This is a genomic window from Vibrio sp. YT-15 (assembly GCF_033337445.1).
Classification (GTDB): domain Bacteria; phylum Pseudomonadota; class Gammaproteobacteria; order Enterobacterales; family Vibrionaceae; genus Vibrio; species Vibrio alginolyticus.
In genome coordinates, this window is sequence record NZ_JAWOQR010000019.1 from 25,048 (window position 1) to 47,234 (window position 22,187).

Annotated in this window: 22 protein-coding genes; 12 read left to right on the forward strand and 10 right to left on the reverse strand. The window is 47.5% G+C overall.

Annotated features, from left to right (window positions below; translation table 11 throughout):
• Window positions 1–103: 103 nt before the first annotated feature.
• The gene (locus tag R7D93_RS22640) at window positions 104–1,018 is read left to right on the forward strand and encodes a LysR family transcriptional regulator (RefSeq protein ID WP_213868918.1); all 915 of its coding nucleotides are present in this window, start codon (window positions 104–106) and stop codon (window positions 1,016–1,018) included.
• Between the two features lie 6 nt (window positions 1,019–1,024).
• On the opposite strand, the gene R7D93_RS22645 is transcribed toward R7D93_RS22640, so the two are convergent.
• The 4 genes from R7D93_RS22645 to R7D93_RS22660 all read right to left on the reverse strand — a co-directional run bounded on the left by R7D93_RS22645 (window position 1,025) and on the right by R7D93_RS22660 (window position 5,414).
• Complete coding sequence (locus R7D93_RS22645) at window positions 1,025–2,536, reverse strand: AbgT family transporter (protein WP_213868919.1); 1,512 nt, start codon at window positions 2,534–2,536, stop codon at window positions 1,025–1,027.
• 52 nt (window positions 2,537–2,588) lie between these two features.
• Window positions 2,589–3,761 carry a M20 aminoacylase family protein gene (locus R7D93_RS22650; protein WP_213868926.1) on the reverse strand — a complete coding sequence of 391 codons (1,173 nt, stop codon included), beginning with the start codon at window positions 3,759–3,761 and terminating at the stop codon, window positions 2,589–2,591.
• A 147-nt stretch (window positions 3,762–3,908) separates the two neighbouring features.
• Window positions 3,909–4,502, reverse strand: a complete 594-nt coding sequence (locus R7D93_RS22655; RefSeq protein WP_213868920.1) for an NAD(P)H-dependent oxidoreductase — start codon at window positions 4,500–4,502, stop codon at window positions 3,909–3,911.
• Window positions 4,503–4,541: 39 nt separating this feature from the next.
• Window positions 4,542–5,414, reverse strand: a complete 873-nt coding sequence (locus R7D93_RS22660; RefSeq protein ID WP_213868921.1) for an EamA family transporter — start codon at window positions 5,412–5,414, stop codon at window positions 4,542–4,544.
• A 121-nt stretch (window positions 5,415–5,535) separates the two neighbouring features.
• Between R7D93_RS22660 and R7D93_RS22665 the strand changes: the two genes are divergently transcribed.
• The 6 genes from R7D93_RS22665 to R7D93_RS22690 all read left to right on the forward strand — a co-directional run bounded on the left by R7D93_RS22665 (window position 5,536) and on the right by R7D93_RS22690 (window position 11,900).
• A complete protein-coding gene (locus tag R7D93_RS22665) occupies window positions 5,536–6,015 on the forward strand; it encodes a MarR family winged helix-turn-helix transcriptional regulator (RefSeq protein WP_213868922.1) in 480 nt (159 codons plus the stop codon).
• Between the two features lie 69 nt (window positions 6,016–6,084).
• Window positions 6,085–6,672: an aminodeoxychorismate/anthranilate synthase component II gene (locus R7D93_RS22670; protein WP_033907164.1), complete on the forward strand. Its 588-nt coding sequence runs from the start codon at window positions 6,085–6,087 to the stop codon at window positions 6,670–6,672.
• 361 nt (window positions 6,673–7,033) lie between these two features.
• The gene (locus R7D93_RS22675; protein ID WP_005381420.1) at window positions 7,034–8,245 is read left to right on the forward strand and encodes an aspartate aminotransferase family protein; all 1,212 of its coding nucleotides are present in this window, start codon (window positions 7,034–7,036) and stop codon (window positions 8,243–8,245) included.
• A gap of 109 nt (window positions 8,246–8,354) precedes the next feature.
• Window positions 8,355–9,374 (forward strand): arginine N-succinyltransferase, encoded by a 1,020-nt coding sequence (gene astA / locus R7D93_RS22680; protein ID WP_213912456.1) that lies wholly within the window; start codon window positions 8,355–8,357, stop codon window positions 9,372–9,374.
• Window positions 9,375–9,402: 28 nt separating this feature from the next.
• Complete coding sequence (astD, locus tag R7D93_RS22685) at window positions 9,403–10,860, forward strand: succinylglutamate-semialdehyde dehydrogenase (protein WP_005381424.1); 1,458 nt, start codon at window positions 9,403–9,405, stop codon at window positions 10,858–10,860.
• Window positions 10,861–11,108: 248 nt separating this feature from the next.
• Window positions 11,109–11,900 (forward strand): DUF1338 domain-containing protein, encoded by a 792-nt coding sequence (locus R7D93_RS22690; protein ID WP_005381426.1) that lies wholly within the window; start codon window positions 11,109–11,111, stop codon window positions 11,898–11,900.
• Between the two features lie 136 nt (window positions 11,901–12,036).
• Here R7D93_RS22690 and crp read toward each other — a convergent pair whose 3' ends face one another.
• The 6 genes from crp to R7D93_RS22720 form a co-directional block, all read right to left on the reverse strand.
• Window positions 12,037–12,669, reverse strand: a complete 633-nt coding sequence (gene crp / locus R7D93_RS22695; RefSeq protein WP_005381432.1) for a cAMP-activated global transcriptional regulator CRP — start codon at window positions 12,667–12,669, stop codon at window positions 12,037–12,039.
• A gap of 240 nt (window positions 12,670–12,909) precedes the next feature.
• Window positions 12,910–13,779, reverse strand: a complete 870-nt coding sequence (locus R7D93_RS22700; protein WP_005381434.1) for a phosphoribulokinase — start codon at window positions 13,777–13,779, stop codon at window positions 12,910–12,912.
• Between the two features lie 125 nt (window positions 13,780–13,904).
• Entirely contained in the window at window positions 13,905–14,117 is a 213-nt protein-coding gene (locus R7D93_RS22705) for a YheU family protein (protein ID WP_005382815.1), read from the reverse strand.
• A 33-nt stretch (window positions 14,118–14,150) separates the two neighbouring features.
• A complete protein-coding gene (locus R7D93_RS22710; RefSeq protein ID WP_225497153.1) occupies window positions 14,151–15,161 on the reverse strand; it encodes a hydrolase in 1,011 nt (336 codons plus the stop codon).
• A gap of 87 nt (window positions 15,162–15,248) precedes the next feature.
• On the reverse strand, window positions 15,249–15,737 hold the full coding sequence (locus tag R7D93_RS22715; RefSeq protein WP_033907158.1) for a TIGR02444 family protein: 489 nt from the start codon (window positions 15,735–15,737) through the stop codon (window positions 15,249–15,251).
• Complete coding sequence (locus R7D93_RS22720; protein WP_225497157.1) at window positions 15,734–17,653, reverse strand: ABC transporter ATP-binding protein; 1,920 nt, start codon at window positions 17,651–17,653, stop codon at window positions 15,734–15,736. Before R7D93_RS22720 ends, R7D93_RS22715 begins: the two co-directional genes overlap by 4 nt.
• A gap of 209 nt (window positions 17,654–17,862) precedes the next feature.
• Between R7D93_RS22720 and kefG the strand changes: the two genes are divergently transcribed.
• From kefG to R7D93_RS22745, 5 genes are all read left to right on the forward strand, one after another.
• Window positions 17,863–18,456, forward strand: a complete 594-nt coding sequence (kefG, locus tag R7D93_RS22725) for a glutathione-regulated potassium-efflux system ancillary protein KefG (protein WP_005381444.1) — start codon at window positions 17,863–17,865, stop codon at window positions 18,454–18,456.
• The gene (gene kefB, locus R7D93_RS22730) at window positions 18,440–20,236 is read left to right on the forward strand and encodes a glutathione-regulated potassium-efflux system protein KefB (protein WP_017633740.1); all 1,797 of its coding nucleotides are present in this window, start codon (window positions 18,440–18,442) and stop codon (window positions 20,234–20,236) included. Before kefG ends, kefB begins: the two co-directional genes overlap by 17 nt.
• Window positions 20,237–20,269: 33 nt before the next feature.
• Entirely contained in the window at window positions 20,270–20,470 is a 201-nt protein-coding gene (locus tag R7D93_RS22735; protein ID WP_005381449.1) for a YheV family putative zinc ribbon protein, read from the forward strand.
• 92 nt (window positions 20,471–20,562) lie between these two features.
• On the forward strand, window positions 20,563–21,114 hold the full coding sequence (slyD, locus tag R7D93_RS22740) for a peptidylprolyl isomerase (protein WP_005381451.1): 552 nt from the start codon (window positions 20,563–20,565) through the stop codon (window positions 21,112–21,114).
• A 131-nt stretch (window positions 21,115–21,245) separates the two neighbouring features.
• Window positions 21,246–22,187: an isoaspartyl peptidase/L-asparaginase family protein gene (locus R7D93_RS22745; RefSeq protein ID WP_115386342.1), complete on the forward strand. Its 942-nt coding sequence runs from the start codon at window positions 21,246–21,248 to the stop codon at window positions 22,185–22,187.

A 22,187-nucleotide genomic window follows, 5' to 3' on the forward strand; every position in this document is an offset into this window, starting at 1 on the left:
GCCTTTATGTTCAGAAAAAATATAGAAATGGATAATCATATTGACGTATTAGTTACCAAGTTTGGGTATACTTTTTCAGCAGAGCAAAGGGTGAGACTACTAAATGGACATCAGCTATCGTCAGCTCAAAGCTTTTATCGCCTTAGCCGAGGAACAAAATTTTACTTACGCCGCTGAAAAGGTGCACATCACCCAGTCTGCGTTGAGCCAGATGATGAAAAAGCTGCCCCAGCAACTTGCCAGCGAACTCTATCAACGCCAAGGCAGAAAAATCATCCTCACTGAAGCGGGCGAGCAGTTGTATCAGGAAGCGCGATTTATCGTCAATCGCTTGGATAAACTGGTGCAGCAGAACAAAGACCGTCAGCACGGCTACAACAAATCGCTGGTGGTATCGTCGCTCTACACACTGTGTGCATCCTTAGCGCCGAAAACCCTCAATGACCTGAAAAAGCGCCATCCAGATTTTACTTTTCGCTTAATTGAAGAACGGGTTGATGACATTACCCACTCAGTACTGCAAGGGCAGGCAGACATCGGCATCAACACCAATCCGAATCATCCAGAATTGAACTTTGATTTGCTGTTTCGCGATTACCTGTGCTTTGTTTGCCGACAAGATCATCCGCTCGCCGAGCATAAGCAAGTCAGCTGGGAACAAGCGCATCAATACGCGTCAATTGGTGTCAGCCCCGGGAACAGTTTACGCACCCTTGCCGACGAAGCGTTTCAACGCATTGGTTTAACCTATGATCCGGAGTTGAGCGCCTCGCATACCTCAACGTTATTAGGGATGATTTCCAGCGGACTAGGTTCGACGATTCTGTCGTCCACCATCGGCGAGTTGAACAACAACGCGGAAGTTCGCTTTATCCCGATTATTCAGCCGGTTCAGTACCGCTCGGTAGGGCTCATTACACGTAAAGAAACTCATCGAGAGTTAGTCGATGAGTTCAGTTTGATTTTGAAAAAGCATGTCAGCGACTGGGGCTTTGCTGAGTTCATCCCCAGTCGTTAAGAGACGTTACATTGGTCCGACGGGTAAACCTGTCAGCATGTAAATCAGGAATAGCCCGCCCCAAACACTAAATAGCACCAGAGCGTATGGCACCATCATCGCGAGGAAAGTACCAAATTTCACTTGCGGGTTATATTTGGCGATCAGCGCCAGTACCATCGGAATATATGGGTTGGTCGGTGAAATGATGTTGGTGGTGGAGTCGGCAATACGGTAGCCCATTTGCGTAACTTGCGGGTCTACGCCAAGCAACATAAACAGTGGGATAAATACCGGTGCCATGATCGCCCATTGCGCCGAGCCACTAAACACAATCATGTTCATCAGGCCAGCAAGAATCATAAACAGCGCCATCATCGCCAGCTTTGGCATTTCGACAGACGAAATCCACTCCGCACCATTGACCGCAATAAAGATGGCTAAGTTAGACCACTTAAACCAAGCAATGAACTGGGCAATCACAAATACCAAAACAATGTAGCCGCCAACGCCCTTGAGCGCTTTGGACATCAAATCAGGAATATCACTGGCTTGTTTGATCGTGCCTGCTTTGACGCCGTAAACCACCGCATTCATAAAGAAGAACGCCATAATGATCGGGATAATCCCTTTTAGGAAAGGAGATGGCACCAAACCGCCGTCTGCATTACGCAGCGGTGAATCGGCTGGCAGCAGGACGGCCAAAAGCAAAGCGATAAACACCAAAGACGCCGCCCCGGCCCATTTCAACGCACTCTTTTGCTGAGCGGTAATTTCAAAGGACTGTTCAGTATCGGCGTGGTTGGTCGCCATTTTATGCGCGAATTTAGGCTCGATGTATTTGTCGGTGATGAGCGTCCCTGTGACGACTAAAATCGGAACGGAAAGCAACATAAAGTACCAGTTTGCTGCCGGGCTGACTTCGACATGCTCGACGATGGCAGACGCTTCGGTTGAAATACCGGAAAGTAATACATCGGTGCCAGCAATAAATAGGTTGGCGGTAAACCCAGCCGCGACCGCGACAAAACCTGTGGCGATGCCGACGATTGGGTTGCGGTTGGTTGCCGCAAAAATCAGACCTGCGAGAGGGGGAACCAAAATGAACGCAGCGTCTGAGGCAAGGTTACCGATGATACCAGTGACAAAAATCGATGCGGTGACAAACTGACGCGGCGCGTTGAGCAATGATTGCTTGATTGCGCTGTCGGCCAAGCCTACTTCTTGCAATAGCCCCACCGCTAGCATCATACATAAGACCAATCCGAGTGGTTTAAACGAGACGAAGTTATTCACCGTCGATTGCAGGATGTAAACCAGACCTTCACCACTGATTAGGCTCTTAACGTGCACTACTTCACCCGTAGATGGATGGGTCACGCCGCCGCCAATAAACGAGAATAGCCAAGAGAGCAGCATGACGCCGAGGCACAGGAAGATAAACAGATAAAAGGGATGAGGGACTTTATCGCCCAGTTGCTCAATGCGGTCGATCATTGACGCGCCTGAACTCGATTTTTGCGTAATTGCAGTCGACATTGTTAGAACACTCCTTTGTGTAAAGAGGGGAGTCACTTCCCCTCATTTGTTGTTATTGCTGTTCAATCAAATTGATAAAGTAAGCGGCGCCAATCGGCAGCAGCCGGTCGTTAAAGTCGTAGGCTTTGTTGTGCAGGCCAACGCTGCATCCTTGCTCCTCAGTGCCGTTGCCGATAAAGCCGTAGCAACCTGGTACTTTGTTGAGGAAAAAGGCGAAGTCTTCGCTGGTCAGCATCGCTTCGCAGCTTGGGTTAACGTGCTCAGCACCAACGGTTTGAGCCGCTGCGCTGATCGCCCGTTGAGTTTCGTTTTCGGTGTTGACCGTTGGTGGGTGAGAAATGGGTCCGAGTTTAAATTCCGCTTGCATCCCGTGCGCTTTGGCGCTGTGAATCACCAGTTGCTCGAGTCGTTCAACCAAGCTGTCTCGTGTTTGTTGCGACAAAGTACGGAACGTACCGCTCATATGAGCTTGGTCGGCGATGGCGTTGGTGGTTTCTCCACAATGCAACTGTGTGACCGAGACCACCAGTGGGTCAAACGGGTCGTAGCTGCGGCTGACCATGCCTTGAATACCTTGGTAAATATGGGTTGCGACCAGTAATGGGTCTTGGGTTGTGTGGGGCAAGCCAGCATGACCACTTTTTCCGTCGACAGTGACAAACAGACGGTCAGAGCTCGCCATTATTGGGCCCGTCTTAAACGCGAAATGCCCTTCAGGGATGCCCGGCATATTGTGCAGTGCGTAGCATTCGTTGATCGGGAAGCGCTCTAACACGCCGTCGGCGATCATGGTCTCGGCGCCACCGCGACCTTCTTCTGCTGGTTGGAATATCAGCACCGCTTTGCCAGCAAAGTTACGCGACTGGGCCAAGTAACGCGCCGCGAGTAGCAACATAGTGGTGTGACCGTCATGGCCACAAGCGTGCATTTTACCGTCGTGGCACGAACGGTGGGCAAATGTGTTGGCTTCATGGATGGGGAGCGCGTCCATGTCGGCGCGCAGACCGATGTTTTTTCCGTCCCCGAGCGAGCCGTGAATCACACCCACCACGCCCGTTTTGGCGAAATCAGTACAGATCTCATCGACGCCGTACTTTTCGAGCTCGGCAACCACTAAAGCTTGGGTGTTATTTTCTTCAAAACCTAATTCTGGTTGTTTATGAATGGCATGACGGATACTAATCGCGTCGGCTAACCAAGGTTCTAAGACTTCAATAATGTTCATACATCTCCCCTTTAATTGAGAGTGATTTAACACTATTGAAACAATTCAAACAAACCGGATTACTACTGAAACTATTAGCGTTGCTAATAGTTGCTTGGCGAGAGGTTAAACTAAAAGCCGCCCAATACTGAGCGGCTTGAATGACGATTACATCCCATAGGTAAATGGTTTACCGAGCGGCAGCATGTCCTGATGCACTGGTGCTAATGCGCTCGCGTAACAGCTGAGCAGTTTCAAGGTGTATTGGCTGCGAGCGACAAAGTCATTGTCATCGCTTTGTGCTTCTTGATCGATGAGCTTATCGCTGTTGCGCACAATGAGGTGGTCAGACAAAAAGCACACGTGGTTATTTTTGCTGCCGGTCATGCGCAATTCGCTGATCGGGTAAACACCGTTGATGCTCACGCTGACACTCACCAATAGTGCTGGTTTATGTGCCAGTTCGTTTGCGGTCGTCAGTAATAGGAAGTTTTTCAGCGCTGGGGTTGCCATCCCGTGCCATTCCGGTGTGATAAAGACAAACGCGTCAGACTCTCTCAGTTTTTGCGCGATTGGTGTCCAAACATCCCACTCTTGGCTACCTTGCCAAACGCCTTCATTCCAAAATGGCAGGTTCAGCTCATGCAGGTCGAGGATCTCCACTTGGTCGAACTCTTGCAAACCGTGCTGTTTGAGAAAACGAGCCACGTTGAGACTCTGTGAATTTGCCCTTTGGCTGCCAGAGACAATCGTTAGTTTCATAATCATTTCCTTTTGAATTTAATCTCTTGTTTATTGGTGTTATGCATTTGCAGTTTTAGGACTATGGGAGGCCAAAAAGATCGAAATCAGTATTGCTCCTGCACCTAACAATTGCAGTGGTGTGAGTATTTCATCTAAAAATACGTAGCCCAACACGCTCGCCGAAACGCTACTCAGAAATCCTAGAAACGCGACGTTTGTTGCAGGAAGACGCTCGATTCCTTTAAACCACAGTGCGTAAGCGAGTACTGCGCCCACTATGGTTAGGTAGCTGTATCCGGCCAAGTTTTTCAGTGAAATGGTCTCTGGTAGACCTTCAAACCATAGCGCTGCAGGTAATAAAAGGATGCCTCCGACGAGGAGTTGCCAGCCAGTGAACGCCAATGTCGACATATTCTCCGGACGTCCCCAGTATTTGGTGAGCACCACACCACTTGCCATGCTTAATGTGCCTAGTACCGCCAGGACAATCCCTTGCGCGCTGATCTGCACTGTTTCGTTGATGACGATAAGCGCCACTCCAAGCACACCGAAGATTGCTGCGATGCAGTGGCTCAAAGCAATCTTACTTTTTAATACCAACCCACTGAGCAACATCACTATGATCGGCTGGCTCGACATGACCAGTGCCGCGGTTCCTCCAGGTAGGTAGCTCGCCGCAAAAAACAGGCAGTAAAAGAACAGTCCAATGTTGAGCACTCCAAGGCAAGCGAGTTTTCCCCACCACTGCTGGTTTGGAAAGCAACGCGTATAAGCGATGAGCAACAATCCCGCCGGCAGTGCGCGTATCGCAGAAGCGAGCAGGGGACTGTCTGCGGGTAGCAACTCAGTAGTGACGATGTAGGTGCTGCCCCAAACGATGGGAGCAATCGCGGTGAGCAGTATTGCTTGAATCCTTTCTGCGCTGGTCATAATGACTCCTGTAAAAGTATCTTTTGTGAAAGATTGTTTTTTAAAAGTAATGGTGTTTTTTCTTTTGGTCAAGTATCTTTTTGAAAAGATTTTAGTTAGTGATGATCGTGAGGATGATGTAATGGACGGTGTAGATAAGATTCTTCAGCAGTGGCAGCAAGCACGACCTGACTTAGATTGTTCTTCGATGGGCGTGGTTGGGCGAATTCGTCGCGCGGCAAACTTCTGGGAACAGGTCCATGGCCAAGTGTGCGGTGATGCTGGGATCAGCGCAATTGAGTTCGATATTCTGGCCACGCTAAGACGTAGCATCGAACCCGTCACGCCGACAACGCTGTACAAAACGTTGATGATTTCGTCTGGTGCGGTAAGTACCCGATTAGAAGGCTTGGTACAAAAAGGTTGGGTGCACCGTGTAGCGAGCGAAAGCGACCGCAGAAGTAATCGAGTGACATTGACGGAAGACGGTGTTGCCTTTTTAGATCAGGTGCTTGAAGCGCATGTCGCGAGCATGGAACAGCACTTAACTTGTCTCGACTCTGAAGAAAGAAATGCGTTGGAAAGCCTGCTGAGTAAGTTCCTGCAAGCCGAGGTGGAATAGCTGATCGTACTTGCGTTTAGATAAAAAGGCGGCACAATACTCGCTTTCAGGTTTCCACGATGTAGTCCCATGCTGTTAATTATCGATAATTATGATTCGTTTACCTACAACCTTTACCAATACTTCTGCGAGCTTGGTGCAGACGTAAAGGTGGTGCGTAACGATGAAATCGATATCCAAGGCATTGAGGCGATCAACCCAACTCATTTGGTGATCTCGCCAGGGCCATGTACGCCGAACGAAGCAGGTATTTCACTGAAAGCGATAGAACACTTCGCTGGTAAGCTTCCAATATTGGGTGTTTGCCTTGGCCATCAAGCGATAGCGCAAGTGTTTGGGGGCGAAGTGGTACGTGCACGACAAGTGATGCACGGTAAGACCTCACCGATTCGTCATAACGGTCGTAGTGTGTTTAAAAATCTGAATAACCCACTCACGGTAACTCGTTATCACTCTCTTGTGGTGAAAAACGGTACTTTACCCGACGTGTTTGAACTGACTGCATGGACAGAACTGCCTGACGGAAGCATGGATGAAATAATGGGTTACCAACATAAAACCTTGCCAATTGATGCGGTGCAGTTCCACCCAGAATCAATCAAAACTGAGCAAGGTCACGAGTTGCTTGCGAACTTTTTAGCGCGCAAAGCGATCTGATCGCGATCACTTTTCTTAACAAATCATTCATCTTTTTGCTGAGGTGAGCGGATTGCAAAACTATGCGGTTCTCTCGAGTCTCTTTGTCTATTCATGTCTTTTTAAACCTTCTATCCCCTGTATTACATAACATTTATAAAAAATCACTTCTCTATTTTACTTTCTTGATGCATAAATAGTCATAAGCAGTGATTAATGGAAGTTGCTTTCGAGAACGAAAAGAATAAATCACTATTGAAATGGTTAATTAAATGTAAATACAATGCCGCAATAGCTTAAATGCAAAACATTATTTGCTGGCAAAGAGAGCCGGTTAAATTCGCTTATCTGCTACGCATGCGGTATCAAGAAGGAATGTGCAATGACAACGGAAATTAAAGTAGAGCGCGGTTTATTCGATGAGGTAATGGTACCTTGCTATAACCCGATGGAAATGATCCCTGTTAAAGGTGAAGGTTCACGTGTTTGGGATCAGGAAGGTAATGAATACATCGACTTTGCTGGTGGTATTGCAGTGAGCTGTCTTGGCCATTGTCATCCAGTAATGGTAAACGCACTAACAGAGCAAGCTAACAAGCTTTGGCACTTAAGTAACGTTATGACGAACGAACCAGCCCTTCGTCTGGCGAAAAAGCTAACAGAAGTGAGTTTTGCTGAGCGTGTGTTCTTTGCTAACTCTGGCGCAGAAGCAAACGAAGCCGCTTTGAAGCTGGCACGTCGTTATGCAGCAGACGTTCATGGCACTGAGAAATCTGAAATCATTGCATTCAAACAAGGTTTCCACGGTCGTACATTCTTTACCGTAACGGTTGGTGGCCAAGCGGCATACTCTGACGGCTTCGGTCCTAAGCCAGGCGACGTGACACACCTTCCTTACAACGATATCGAAGCTTTACAAGCGCACATGTCTGATCGTACTTGTGCGGTCATGATGGAGCCACTACAAGGTGAAGGCGGCATCGTGCCACCAACGCCTGAGTTCGCTCAAGCGGTTCGCGAGCTGTGTGACAAACACAACGCCTTACTGATCTTCGATGAAGTGCAAACTGGTAATGGCCGTACAGGTAACTTCTACGCTTACCAAGGTTTAGGTATCACGCCAGATATTCTAAGTACTGCGAAATCACTTGGTGGCGGTTTCCCAATCGGTGCAATGCTAACGACAGCAAAATTGGCAGAGCACATGAAAGTGGGCACTCACGGTTCTACATATGGCGGTAACCCACTAGCGTGTGCGGTTGCAGAAGCGGTTGTAAATGAAGTTACTAAGCCAGAGGTGTTGGCTGGTGTACTAGAACGCGAAGCAATGTTCCGTGAAGGTCTAGAGAAGATCAACGCGAAGTACAACATCTTCTCAGAAGTGCGCGGTCAAGGCCTATTACTTGGCGCTGCACTAAATGAAGAATGGCAAGGCCGTGCGCGTGACGTGCTAGTTGCTGCAGGTAAACAAGGTCTCATGGTATTGGTTGCGGGTGCCAATGTCGTACGTTTCACACCATCACTCGTTATCACACAACAAGAAATTGAAGAAGGCTTGGCGAAACTGGATAAAGCGATCGCGACTTTAGTTTAAGCGCGATATCAGTTTAAACGTCAACGCAGACACCCCCGTCAAGGATCTCTGATGGGGGAATTGTTCCTACAATATAGTTAGGATCTTCTTGCATCTGGAGGGAGTATTGATGCTAGTAGTTCGCCCTATCGCGATGTCGGATTACGACGCACTGCACACTTGTGCGGTGGAGTCTGGTCACGGATTTACATCTCTACCGGTTAACGAAGAACTGTTAACCAATCGAATCAAACATTCAGAGTACAGCTTTGGTAAGCCAGATGTGGCAGAACCAGGCGATGAAGGCTACCTGATGGTTGGCTTTGACTCTGAAACGGGTGAGGTTGCGGGTACCACCGGAATCGAAGCATCTATCGGCTGGGATGTCCCATTTTACTCATATCACATTAGTAAAGTTGTGCACTCGTCGCCAAAGCTTGGCGTTAACAACGTCGTTAAACTGCTTACTTTTGGTAATAACTACACGGGTAACAGCGAAATTTGTACCTTGTTCTTGCGTGAGAAATTCCGCCAAGGTCTGAATGGTCGTCTAATGTCGAAGTGTCGTTTCCTAATGATGGCAGAGCACCCAGAGCGTTTCTCTGAAACGATCTTTGCGGAGATGCGTGGCGTTTCAGACGACGAGGGTAATTCACCATTCTGGCAATGGCTCCAAGAGCATTTCTTCTCTATCGATTTCACGCTTGCAGATTACCTAACAGGTATCGGCAAGAAAGGCTTTATCGCCGACTTGATGCCGAAACTGCCTATTTACATCAATCTGCTCAGCCCAGAAGCGCAAGCCGTGATTGGTCAAGTACATGACAACACGCGTCCAGCGCTGAAGCTGCTTGAGCGTGAAGGTTTTACCAACCGAGGCTACGTCGACATCTTCGACGGTGGTCCAACGGTTGAGTGTGATCTGCGTAATATTGAGTCGGTACGTCATTCATTCCGTGCGCAAGTCAAAACCTCTGAACATTCCAGCACACAAGACTTCTTGATGTGTAATTCATCTTTCGAGAACTTCCGTGCGACAGTCACTAAAGCGGCGTATGACGCAGAAACACAAAGCGTGATGATTGCACCAGACGTTGCGGATGCACTTTCGGTTGAAGAAGGGGATTTCGTTCGCCTTCTTCCGCAGTAACAGACGACAGAATTTAAGGATAGAAACAATGACACATTGGATTGCAGGTGAATGGGTACAAGGTCAGGGTGAAGCATTTACGTCTCTGTCGCCGTACAACCAAGAAGTGATCTGGCAAGGCAAAGGTGCAACGGCAGAGCAGGTGAACCAGGCGGTATCTGCAGCGCGTGAAGCGTTTATTGACTGGAAAAAGCGCCCATTTTCAGAGCGTGAGGCAATCGTGTTGGCTTTTGCGGAGAAAGTAAAAGAGAACAGCGAAAAAATCGCCGAAGTCATTGCCAAAGAAACTGGTAAGCCAATTTGGGAAACGCGCACTGAAGCTGCAGCCATGGCAGGTAAAATTGCCATTTCGATTCGCGCTTATCATGACCGCACTGGTGAGGCGAGCCGTGAAGCAGCAGGCAACCAAATCGTATTGCGCCACCGCCCATTGGGCGTGATGGCGGTGTTTGGTCCTTACAACTTCCCAGGCCACCTACCAAATGGTCACATTGTGCCTGCGCTACTGGCTGGTAACACGGTAGTCTTCAAACCGTCTGAGCAAACGCCATGGACGGGTGAATTGGCAATGAAGCTATGGGAAGAAGCCGGTCTACCGAAAGGCGTGATTAACCTTGTTCAAGGCGCGAAAGAAACTGGTATCGCGCTCGCTGACGCAAAAGGCATCGATGGCGTACTGTTTACGGGTAGCGCAAATACGGGGCATGTATTACACCGTCAATTTGCGGGTCAACCGGGCAAGATGCTCGCACTAGAAATGGGTGGTAATAACCCGATGGTGATCTCTGATAAATATGGTGATTTGGATGCCACGGTTTATACCATCATCCAGTCAGCGTTTATCAGTGCTGGGCAGCGTTGTACGTGTGCTCGTCGTTTGTATGTGCCATTGGGTGAAAAAGGCGATGCGCTTATCACCAAGCTCGTTGAAGCGACACGCAATATTCGCGTAGACCAACCATTTGCAGAACCTGCGCCATTTATGGGACCGCAAATTTCGGTCGCGGCAGCCAAGTTTATTCTTGATGCACAAGCTAATCTACAGTCTCTTGGCGGTGAAAGCTTGATTGAAGCGAAAGCAGGAGAGGCGGCGTTTGTTTCTCCTGGCATCATTGATGTAACGAACATTGCTGAGTTACCAGATGAAGAATACTTCGGCCCACTTCTGCAAGTGGTGCGTTACGAAGGGTTAGACAAAGCCGTGGCGCTAGCAAACGATACGCGCTTTGGCTTATCTGCTGGTTTGGTCTCAACCGACGACCAAGAATGGGAATACTTCGTTGACCACATTCGTGCAGGTATCGTGAACCGTAACCGCCAGCTCACTGGTGCAAGCGGTGATGCGCCATTTGGTGGTCCGGGGGCGTCGGGTAACTTGCGCCCAAGCGCTTACTACGCAGCAGATTACTGTGCGTACCCAATGGCATCAATGGAAGGTCAAGAGACTGTCTTGCCTGCAACATTGAGTCCAGGTGTAGCGCTATAAGTTTTAATAATAGAGTCGCAACTATGCATTGCGGCTCACCTTGCCGGCGCATCATTTAGGTATGGGTTGTAGTGATCGTTGGCAGAACACGAAAAGTGAGCAAAGACTCGGAAAAGCGTGTTGACTGACTGGCATTTACCGTCACAGGTTGATGGTTGCTCGTTCATTATTCTGGACAACTTTTGTTGTGAACGAGCAGCCAACTTCCGCTTACCTTTAAACTCTACATCTCGTAACAAGGAGTCGTTATGACGCCCGATGTGTTATTTGAATCGCTATGGCAAGATTACATTCAACGTCTTTGCCCTTCGGCTGCTAAAGTGCATCAGCTGCTTCAAGAAGATGAGCCTCTGATTAATGATCATATAGCTTTACGTACCTTCAATATCGCGCCTCTTGGTATTGAAACTCTAGCTAAGCCATTTGTAGCTATTGGTTACAAGGCGTGTGGTGATTACGTTTTCGAAAGCAAAAAGCTGGTTGCTAAGCACTATGAGCACCCAGATCCGAAGCAACCTAAAGTATTTATTAGTGAGCTAAAAGTTGAAGAGTGCTCGTCTGAGCTACAAGAGATTGTGAAAAATTTGGTGGCACAAGTCGATGCTGACAAGCTGAACGATAGCGCATTCTTACATGGTGGACGCTTGTGGGATTTAAGCTTTGCTGATTACCAAACGTTGGCTAAAGAAAGTGAGTACGCATCTTGGCTTGCGGCGCATGGTTACGGAGCAAACCACTTCACGGTGAGCGTTAACCAGCTCAATGAATATGAAGAAGTGAAGCAGGTAAACGATCATCTGCGTACCGCTGGGTTTACCATTAATGAAAATGGTGGTGAAGTGAAGGGCACTCCTGAGGTGTTGCTAGAGCAGTCATCGACCATGGCAGATAAAGTAGCGGTTCGTTTTAGCGAAGGCACTGAAATTATCCCTGGCGGGTTTTATGAATTTGCTAAGCGCTATCCGATGGAAAATGGTGATTTGTACCCAGGTTTCGTGGCCGCTTCAGCTGACAAAATCTTTGAAAGTACGAATGGCTAAGTTTTAGGGTTAACCTGTTAAGCTTACTCATTAGTGTTCGCTGCACCCTATCTCATTTGGTCATGAGTAAATAAAAAGCCACCAATGTTGCCATTGGTGGCTTTTATAATTTTGTTCGTGTCACTCTAGTTCGAGATTAACGAGTACCGTAAACCACGATGGTTTTACCGTGAGCAGAGATTAGGTTCTGCTCTTCTAGCATCTTCAAGATACGACCTACTGTCTCACGAGAACAGCCAACAATTTGACCGATTTCTTGACGAGTGATCTTGATTTGCATGCCGTCTGGGTGAGTCATTGCGTCTGGTTGTTTTGCAAGGTTCAGAAGCGTCTGAGCGATACGACCAGTTACGTCTAGGAACGCCAGGTCACCCACTTTTTGGCTAGTTACTTGAAGACGACGAGCCATCTGCGCAGAAAGACGCATTAGGATGTCTGGGTTTACTTGGATAAGCTGACGGAACTTCTTGAAAGAAATTTCAGCAACTTCACAAGGAGATTTAGCACGAACCCAAGCTGTGCGCTCTTGGTCTTCCTCGAATAGACCAAGTTCACCAATAAAGTCTCCTTGGTTTAGGTAAGAAAGGATCATCTCCTTACCTTCTTCGTCTTTGATAAGAACCGCAACAGAACCTTTAACGATGTAGTACAAAGTTTCTGCCTTTTCGCCCGCGTGAATTAGCGTGCTCTTTGAAGGGTACTTATGAATATGACAGTGTGAAAGAAACCACTCTAATGTTGGGTCGGTTTGAGGTTTACCTAGAACCATAATATCTCACTTCCTCTGCAGGGTACGCTTGCGCTATCCATATTTTAGCTAAGCCTGAATTAGGCCTACTAGAATAAGAGCACTTTTTATATGCTGCAAGCTCTCTTGTGTTTCGGTAAGAAATAGTATCCTTTTTCGAAAACGATTTCTTGATTTTAATCGTGCCATGATTGAGATTTTGTAAGCAAAACTGTGCACATGATCACGGTATGAAAAGTAAACATCTTCGCAGGCAGGTTTTTAGCCAATTTTCCCTGTTTCGATGAGCTGTTGTAGGATAGGCCGAACTATGAGCTCCATTGCAAAGCTCATCTTACCGCCGGGTACGACAATCGTGTTGTGGCGTGACATGAATGAGCCATCAATCATGGCCAGCAGATATGGGAAGTCGACATTCTTGATACCGCGTAGGCGAATCACCACAAAACTCTCATCCAAACTAGGGATGCCTTTTGCATTAAGTGGGTTGGAAGTATCAACGGTCGGTACGCGCTGGAAGTTGATGTGAGTACGAGAAAACTGCGGAGTGATATAGTTGAGGTAATCGTCCATGGATCGCACGATTGAGTCCATTACCGCTTCACGCGAATGGCCGCGATCGCGAGTGTCACGTACGAATTTTTGTATCCACTCTAAGTTCACAATCGGCACCATGCCGATTAAGAAATCCACATGTTGAGCAACATTAACATCGCCATCGACCACGCCACCATGTAACCCTTCATAAAACAGCACGTCGCTGTTTTCGGGTAAGTCTTGCCACGGTGTAAACGTGCCTGGCATTTGATTGTAGGGAACCGCTTCGTCAAACGTGTGCAGATAACGGCGCACGCTGCCAGTGCCGTCATGCCCGAACTTACGGAAAAACTCTTCTAATCCCGGGAAGTCATTAGCTTGTGGGCCAAAGTAGCTAATGTGTCGACCTTGCTCGCGGGCTTTGCGAATTTCGATGTCCATTTCTGGGCGAGTAAAGCGATGGAAGCTATCGCCTTCAACCCATGCGGGTTTAACGTTCATCATATTGAACATTTTACGGAAGGCTTCAGATGTAGTGGTCGTGCCGGCACCGGACGAACCAGTAACCGCAATAATTGGGTGTTTAGCTGACATGACAAACCTTGTCGAAAATTACTTACCTGTAATGTGCAGTAGAGTTACTACTGCACGGTCGATATCCCACTATAGCACGTAACAATACCTTGTCATCGAGTGGGATACGGTAAAATGTGAAGGGTCTAAAATTTTGTTTTATGCTGAATATCGACGGTTTCGTGTAGCTCAGAGAACACGATAACCGCTTCACCTTTTTCCAATTGAGCTTTAACTTGATCAATTTTGTCTTGCAAAGAAACCTCGACGGTTCCGTAATCCGTTCCTTCGCGTAAGACGAATTCACGAATTAAGTTTTCCAATGTTTCCGGCGCAATGTCTTGCCATGGAATGATCATAAATACCTCTAACTTTTATGATGAGCGGCTAGTTTACTGCGTTCGTTGCTTGGATACAGCAGAAAGGTAATCTGCGGCGATACTTTCGTAATACGCGGGCAGCGCTTCCTCCAACCAAAACTTAGGTTTTAACGCCGTTCCTGTCAGGAAACCAACATGGCCACCGTGTTCAAAGAGACGGTAATCAATGTTATCTGGCAGAACAAATTTCGGGATCACATCGTCGGTCATGAATGGATCGTCTTTGGCGTGAATGATCAGTGTCGGTAGCGTGATCTGTTGTAATTTACTTAAGCCAGAACATTGATCGTAATAATCTTGTGCGTCTTTAAAACCGTGCAGTGGTGCCGTGATCAAATCATCGAATTCATACAGCCGTGTGACACGTTTTATTGAGTTGTAGGACAGCGCAAGCTCACCATGCAGTAGATGATGCTTTTGTAACGCGTTACGTTTCAGTGAAGAAAGCAGGTAACGGCGATACACTTTTGAAAAGCCTTGTTCTATACGGTTCGCACACGCCGCTAGGTCTAAAGGCGCTGAGATAATAGTCGCTGCATTCAAAATAGGGTGGTCTTTATATTGGGCTAAATAATTCGCCAACATGTTACCGCCAAGAGAAATACCAACTGCAACTTTGGGATTATCAGGAAAACGTTGTTCAAGGTGCTCTAGGAAGTAACGAGCATCCGTCACTTCTCCCGAGTGATAAGCTCGTGCTTTTTTGTTTGGTTTACCGCTGCAGCCACGAAAATGCATCATCACCGACAGCCATCCAGATTGAGCAAATGCATTCATTAGCCCATTGGCATAAGGGCTATAGAAGCACCCCTCTAACCCATGAAATAAAACAAAAATCGGCTTTTTTTGTGCAGGCTGCTCTTGGGTTGGGTCCTCGCTCCACGCGAGATCGAGAAAGTCGCCATCGGATGTATCGAGGGTTTGCCAAATCGGCGTAAATAACGCTTTTTTGCGAATAAAACGCGGCAAAAGCGTTTGGAGATGCGGGTTTTTGATCCCGGCGGCTGCGAAAAATTGTGTCATACCTAACTGCTCTTATGCGGTCCTTCGGTGTCCGTTGAAGAACTTATTAATATAATCCTTTATAAAGATTATAGGTATTCTACAGATTTATGGGCGTTTTGGTGGTTGAATGTTTGGCACCGGAATAGCAAAGGCTTGCTGCAAATGCTCCCCACCGAGTTGACGACAGTATCTCAACGTCAGTGGGTCACCATCATTTTTGAGTAGTGCAAGTGAGTTAATGCAGTCCACCAAATCCGCTTGTTGCTGCTTTTCTAGTTGCAGCTCAAACTGCAAGGTCTCACGATACAAAGCGTCATTGACTTGAGACTTAAGGTGGCGACGAAGGTCGCGAAAGGAGTGAAGTAAAGTTTCGCTCCTACCTAGACAGTCTTGCACCAAGGGCCAGTCTTTTTCTTGGAAAATGAGTTGCTGCTCATCGAGCCATCTGAGCAGCAGGAGTAGGTTCACGTTACCGTGATAATTGTTCTGTAATGATAAACACGCCTCTTTCACTTCTCGCACACCATAAAATTGCAGACTAAACTGCCAAAGGTGTTCTAGGGTGAGTGTGTATTCAGCGTGTTGATTACTCATTGATTAAACTCTAGCTCCATCTGCTCCAACGTTTCTTGAGCAGACATCCATTCCATTTCAATTTCTTCGAGCTCAGCTTTACTGGAAGCTTGAAGTGCCAGCACTTGGTTAAGTTTAGCTTTATTTTCGGCCGCATACAGTGAGTTGTCCGCCAATTGTTCTTCAGCTTCGGCCAGTGCAGCACCTAACTTATCCATTTTATTTTCTAGTTGTGTCAGCGTTTTGCGAATTGGCGCTGTCTGTTTTCGAAACTCTGCATCGCGACGTTTTTGCTCTTTCTTCGCAGCTGCGCTGTTGGCCGTATCTTTGCTTGGCTGCGCAGCCTGCGCTTCTTTGCGTTCCGCTCTTTGTTGTTCGGTTAACCATTTGTAATAGTCATTTAAGTCACCGTCGAACGGAGCAACTTGTCTATCATGCACTAAATACAAGTCATCGGTCGTAGCGCGCAGTAAATAGCGGTCGTGCGAAACAATCACCATCGCACCTTCGAATGTTTGCAGTGCCATCGTCAATGCTTGGCGCATGTCCAAGTCTAAGTGGTTGGTCGGTTCATCAAGTAGCAACAGGTTTGGCTTTTGCCACACAATTAAAGCCAATACCAAACGGGCTTTTTCGCCACCAGAAAACGGCGCAACTTTTTCTAGTGCTTTGTCACCTTGGAAGCCAAAGCTACCTAGGTAATCACGTAGCTGCTGTTCGGTTTGATCGGGTGCGATTTGCATCATGTGTTGCAGCGGCGTTTCTTCAGGATGAAGCGTTTCTAACTGGTGCTGAGCGAAGTAACCAATTTTCACGCCTTGTGAGTAAGTTAGGTCACCACCTTGCGCGTTAAGTTCACCAGAGAGCAGCTTGATTAAGGTCGATTTACCCGCACCATTACGGCCGAGTAAACCAATACGACTGCCAGGAACCAAGTTCAAGCGGATCTTCTCTAAGATGAGGTTGTCACCGTAACCTGCAGCTACTTCATCCATCATCATGATTGGGTTTGGCAGCGCAGCTGGCTCACGGAATTGGAAGCTAAATGGGTTATCGAATTGAGCTGGCAGTACTTTTTCCATGCGCTCCAAAGCTTTGATACGGCTTTGGGCTTGGCGTGCTTTTGATGCTTTGTAACGGAAGCGGTCGATGTAGCTTTGCATGTGCGACATCTGCTTCTGTTGCTTTTCAAACATCGCTTGTTGTAACACCATCTTTTGTGCGCGTTGGTTTTCGAATGACGAGTAGTTACCCGTGTATTCGTTCAGCTGCTGATTCTCGATGTGAATGATGCGACCAACGATTGGATCAAGGAAGTCTCGGTCGTGCGAGATCAGAATCAGCGTGCCAGGGTAGTTTTGTAGCCAACGCTCTAACCACATTACCGCGTCCAAATCCAAGTGGTTGGTTGGCTCATCGAGTAGCAATAAGTCAGAACGGCACAATAGCGCTTGAGCCAAGTTAAGACGCATACGCCAACCACCCGAGAATTGGGTCAAACTCCAACTCATTTGCTCTTGGCTGAACCCTAAACCATCGAGCAGTTCTGCCGCGCGAGCGCGAATGCTGTAACCACCAATGGTTTCAATTTTACCGTGTATCTCGGCAACTAGGGTTCCGTTGTCTTGTGTTTCTGCTTCAGCTAACTGCTTTTCGAGAGCGCGGTATTCGCGATCACCATCAATGACGTATTCCAGTGCAGTGCGCTCTAGCGCAGGCGTTTCCTGTGCGACCCAGGCCAACTCCCAATGTTGAGGTTGGCTAAATGAGCCTGCATCAATTGACAGTTCATCTTTCAGTAGGGCAAACAGCGTTGATTTACCGCAGCCGTTTTTGCCCACAAGACCGACTTTATCGCCAGGGTGAATAGTCGCAGAAGCTTGGTCTAAAAGAGGTTTACCGCCACGCAGTAACTGAATATCAGAGAAGGTAATCATAAAGTTTTCATTCACTTTGCGCAGTGCGCGTTGCTTGGTTACATAGCGAAGTGGTTTCAATCGTTTTTAAAGCCACTTGGGTATATATCTAGCGGTGAATAGTAGGGGTATTGACCGGAAAAGTCGATTGATTCGCTTTAATTGCATTATGCTGTACAAAAAAGTATAACAATTTGATAACGGATAAAAATAACCACAAGGACGACCATTTGGCTGTTGCACCGTCTATTCTCCCAAAAGTTCTGGTCATTTATGCTCATCCAGAGCCACATAACTCGATTGCCAATCAAGTGATGATAAAAAAAGCTCAGTCGCTTGATCACGTCACTGTGCACGATCTTTACGGTGTTTACCCCGATTTCTTTATTGATGTGAATTATGAACATGAGTTGTTGCTCGCTCACGATGTGATCGTATTTCACCACCCACTTTATATGTATTCATGTCCAGCCCTATTAAAAGAGTGGCTAGACCGAGTGTTAGGTAAAGGCTTTGCGTTTGGCGGAGGTGCGGCGCTAGAAGGAAAATACTGGCGCAGTGTCATTACAACAGGTGGTAAAGAAGAAGCCTTCAGCGCGAAGGGGTACAACAAATACCCACTTGAGCAAATCTTGCAACCGTTTGAACTGACGGCAGCCCTATGCCAGATGCACTGGATTGAACCACTGGTGTTGTATTGGTCAAGAAATGTTTCAGATATTGAACGCTACGAACATGCCGAGTTATACCGTGGATGGCTGAGTAACCCACTTGAAAACTGGCAAGCGGCAGATCGAGGAGGTCAGTATGGCGATCACCAGTGAGTTTCTTCAAAGCAGTGTGGTCTTTCTTTCGGCTGCGGTTATTGCGGTGCCGATTGCTCAGCGCCTTGGGCTTGGCTCGGTTTTAGGTTATTTACTCGCTGGTGTGTTGATTGGCCCATGGGGGCTTGGCTTAATTAGCGACGTTGATGCCATTTTGCATTTTGCCGAGCTTGGGGTTGTGTTGTTACTGTTTTTGATAGGGCTGGAATTAAACCCTAAAAAATTGTGGCAGATGCGAGGGCCGATTTTAGGTTTAGGCGGTGCGCAGGTTGTGGTCACGACCGCCGTGATTGGTAGTGTCGTCAGTATGTTTGGCGTAAGCATGCAAGTGAGTTTAGTGATCGGGATGGGGTTGGCGCTGTCCTCGACGGCGATTGCGCTTAAAGTCATTGAAGAGCAAGGGCTTAATGGTACCGAAACGGGGCAATCTGGTTTTGCGGTGCTGCTCTTTCAAGATATTGCAGTGATCCCGATGCTGGCGATGTTGCCCTTGCTAGCAGGCGGGCATAGTGGTGGAAGTTGGTTGGATGTCTTCACTATTTTAGGCAGTGTGGTAGCACTGTTGATTGGTGGTCACTTTTTACTACGTCCGCTATTTCGTTTTGTCGTGATGAGCGGCGTTCGTGAACTCTTTACCGTTGCTGCACTTTTAGTCGTGCTTGGCATTTCGGTCGTGATGCAAAAGCTCGGCCTTTCGATGGCATTGGGGACTTTTTTAGCAGGCGTTTTGCTGGCAGAGAGTGAGTATCGCCATGAGTTGGAAATCGCTATCGAGCCATTTAAAGGTCTGTTGTTGGGGTTATTCTTTATTGCGGTGGGCATGGCGGTAAACTTGGGGTTATTGGCATTACATCCTTTAGAGATTCTCGGTGCGGTGGTGGCTTTGGTCGTGGTTAAGGGTTTGGTTTTGTATGCATTGGCGAGAGCTGCCCGTGTCGGAGCCAAAGCGAGAAGCCGTATGGCTGCAATTTTGAGCCAAGGCGGTGAGTTTGCCTTTGTTATATTTACCGCGGCGAGCCAAGAGGGCATTTTGTCCAAAGAGCAAGTGGCGTTTCTGTTGGTGGTGGTCAGTCTATCCATGGTGACGACTCCTCTTTTGCTGATGGGACAAAAGAAGTGGTTTGCTCATACCCTGAATCAAGAAGAAGAGGGCATGACCACGAAAGTCGTGGATCGCCGACCACGCGTTATCATTGCAGGCTTTGGACGTTTCGGTCAGATCGTCGGACGTTTAATGTATGCCAATAAAATCAAAGTGACAGTATTAGAAAGTGATGCCAGCCAAATCCACCTATTACGTAAGTATGGTTACAAAGTGTTTTATGGCGATGCTACACAAATTGACCTATTGAGGGCTGCTGGCGCTGATAAAGCGGAAGCATTGATTATTTGTACTGATTCACCTGATGAGGTGATGGCTATCGTGGACATTTGTCGCGTGCACTTCCCGAAACTTAAGTTGTTAGCCCGAGCAAGAAGCCGTGTCGAGGCTTACCAGTTAATGAGTCATGGTGTAGAGAATTACTCTCGTGAAACATTTTTAGGGGCGCTAGATCTCGGTCGCCAAGCGCTCGTAGAACTGGGTATGCATCCTTATCAAGCAAAGCGGGCAGAAGCACATTTTCGCAAGTTGGATAATGCTATGCTTAAGGACTTATTGCCTCAACACAATGAAGATAAGAAATTAGCTCAAAGGGCGAAAGAGGCACGCAAAGAGCTAGAAGAAATATTTGGTCGTGAAATGGAGAGCGACCATCAGTCACCTAATCATTGGAAGTAGTACTTGAGCCAAGACTCAAGCTAAGGAAATAGCGTGAAAATCAAGAAACGTTTTATTGCCGGCGCTAGCTGCCCAAATTGCAGCCAGCAAGATACCCTGCGCTGGTGGATTGAAAATAACATCGAGTTAGTTGAGTGTGTCGAGTGTGAGTTTACAGAGCAGCGTAAACCACAATCTGTAGAGAAAAATAAACACTCAGATCAGGAAATGATCGGAATTTTTAAGCCGGAGTAATTGAACTTCGATAATTGATCCCCATAATACACCCAGATATCTCAGTACTTAACCCCATTCAGGTTAAGTCAATTAATCTCCCTGGAGTTAGTATGAAAATTGAAAAGAACGTTGTTGCAAGCCTTGCATACAAAGTAATGATGGAAGACGGTGTCGTTGTTGATCAATCAACAGCAGAAGCACCTCTAGATTACCTTCACGGTCACAACAACCTAATCACAGGTCTTGAAAAAGAACTTGAAGGTAAAGTGGCTGGCGACAAGTTCTCAGTAACGGTAGCTCCTGAAGAAGCTTACGGTGAGCACAACGATGCGCTAGTACAGCGCGTTCCTGCGGACGTGTTCCAAGGCGTTGAGCAAATCGAAGTGGGCATGCGCTTCCTAGCTGACACTGACCAAGGTCCAATCCCTGTTGAAGTAACAGAAGTTGACGGCAACGAAGTGGTTGTTGACGGTAACCATATGTTAGCTGGTCAAACACTAACTTTCGAAGTAGAAGTTATGTCTACACGTGAAGCAACAGCAGAAGAGATCGAACACGGTCACATCCATCAAGGTGGTGGCTGTTGTGGTGGTCACGATCATGACCACGATCACGAAGAAGAAGGCGGCTGCTGTGGCGGCGGTAGCTGTGGTTCTCACTAATCATAAGCGCCTTCACTAGATAATCTTATCTAGCAAAGCTTTGAAAAGCGCAAGTTGAGTTTTCAACTTGCGCTTTTTGTTTATCTAAGGTGTAGTGCCAACCATACAAGGAATAACAGTTGGACAAAGCGATGACGAAACCTTTCTCGATTGCCATTCATGGCGGTGCAGGCACCATCTTGCGTGAACAGATGAGCGATGAGCTGCAACAATCCATCTTGGCGGATTTAGAAGCTGCGGTAAAAGCGGGAGATCAAATTCTAGAAACGGGCGGTGAAGCCTTAGATGCCGTCGTAGCGGCAGTGAAAGTATTGGAAGACTCTCCTAACTTTAATGCGGGTAAAGGCTCAGTGCTGACCAACAACGAAATGGTAGAAATGGACGCTTCTGTGATGGATGGGCGAAACCTTGCAGCAGGTGCGGTCGCTGGGGTTCGTCATATCAGAAACCCAATTGAGCTCGCTCGTGACGTGATGCGAAACAGCAATCATGTGTTGTTGGTGGGTGAGGGCGCAGAGAAGTTTGCTTTTGAGCAAGGTCATGAGTATACCGAGCAAGATTACTTCTTTACTGATCGCCGTTATGAGCAGTTACTGTCTATGCGTGAGAAAGGACTGTTTGCTTTGTCGGAATCTCGTTACCCAGATGACCGTAAGCACGGTACGGTTGGTGCGGTGGCATTGGACCAACAAGGCAACTTAGCCGCTGCCACCAGTACGGGTGGCGTGACGAATAAGAAATACAACCGAGTCGGAGATTCTGCTCTTATTGGTTGTGGTACGGTGGCCGAAAATGGCGTCGTGGCAGTTTCCACTACGGGTGTCGGCGAGTTCTTTATTCGTAAACGTGTTGCGGAAGACGTTGCAGCACGTATGCGTTACTTACAAGAAGATATTCATACGGCTTGTGAACACATTATCCAAGGTGATCTCAAACAGATGGGCGGAGAGGGCGGTTTGATTGCCATTGATGCTAAAGGTGAGATGCACTTTGCGATGAACAGTTCTGGCATGTACCGAGCAGGCATTAATACGCAAGGCGAGCTGAGCGTTAAAATCTACGCCGACGAATAG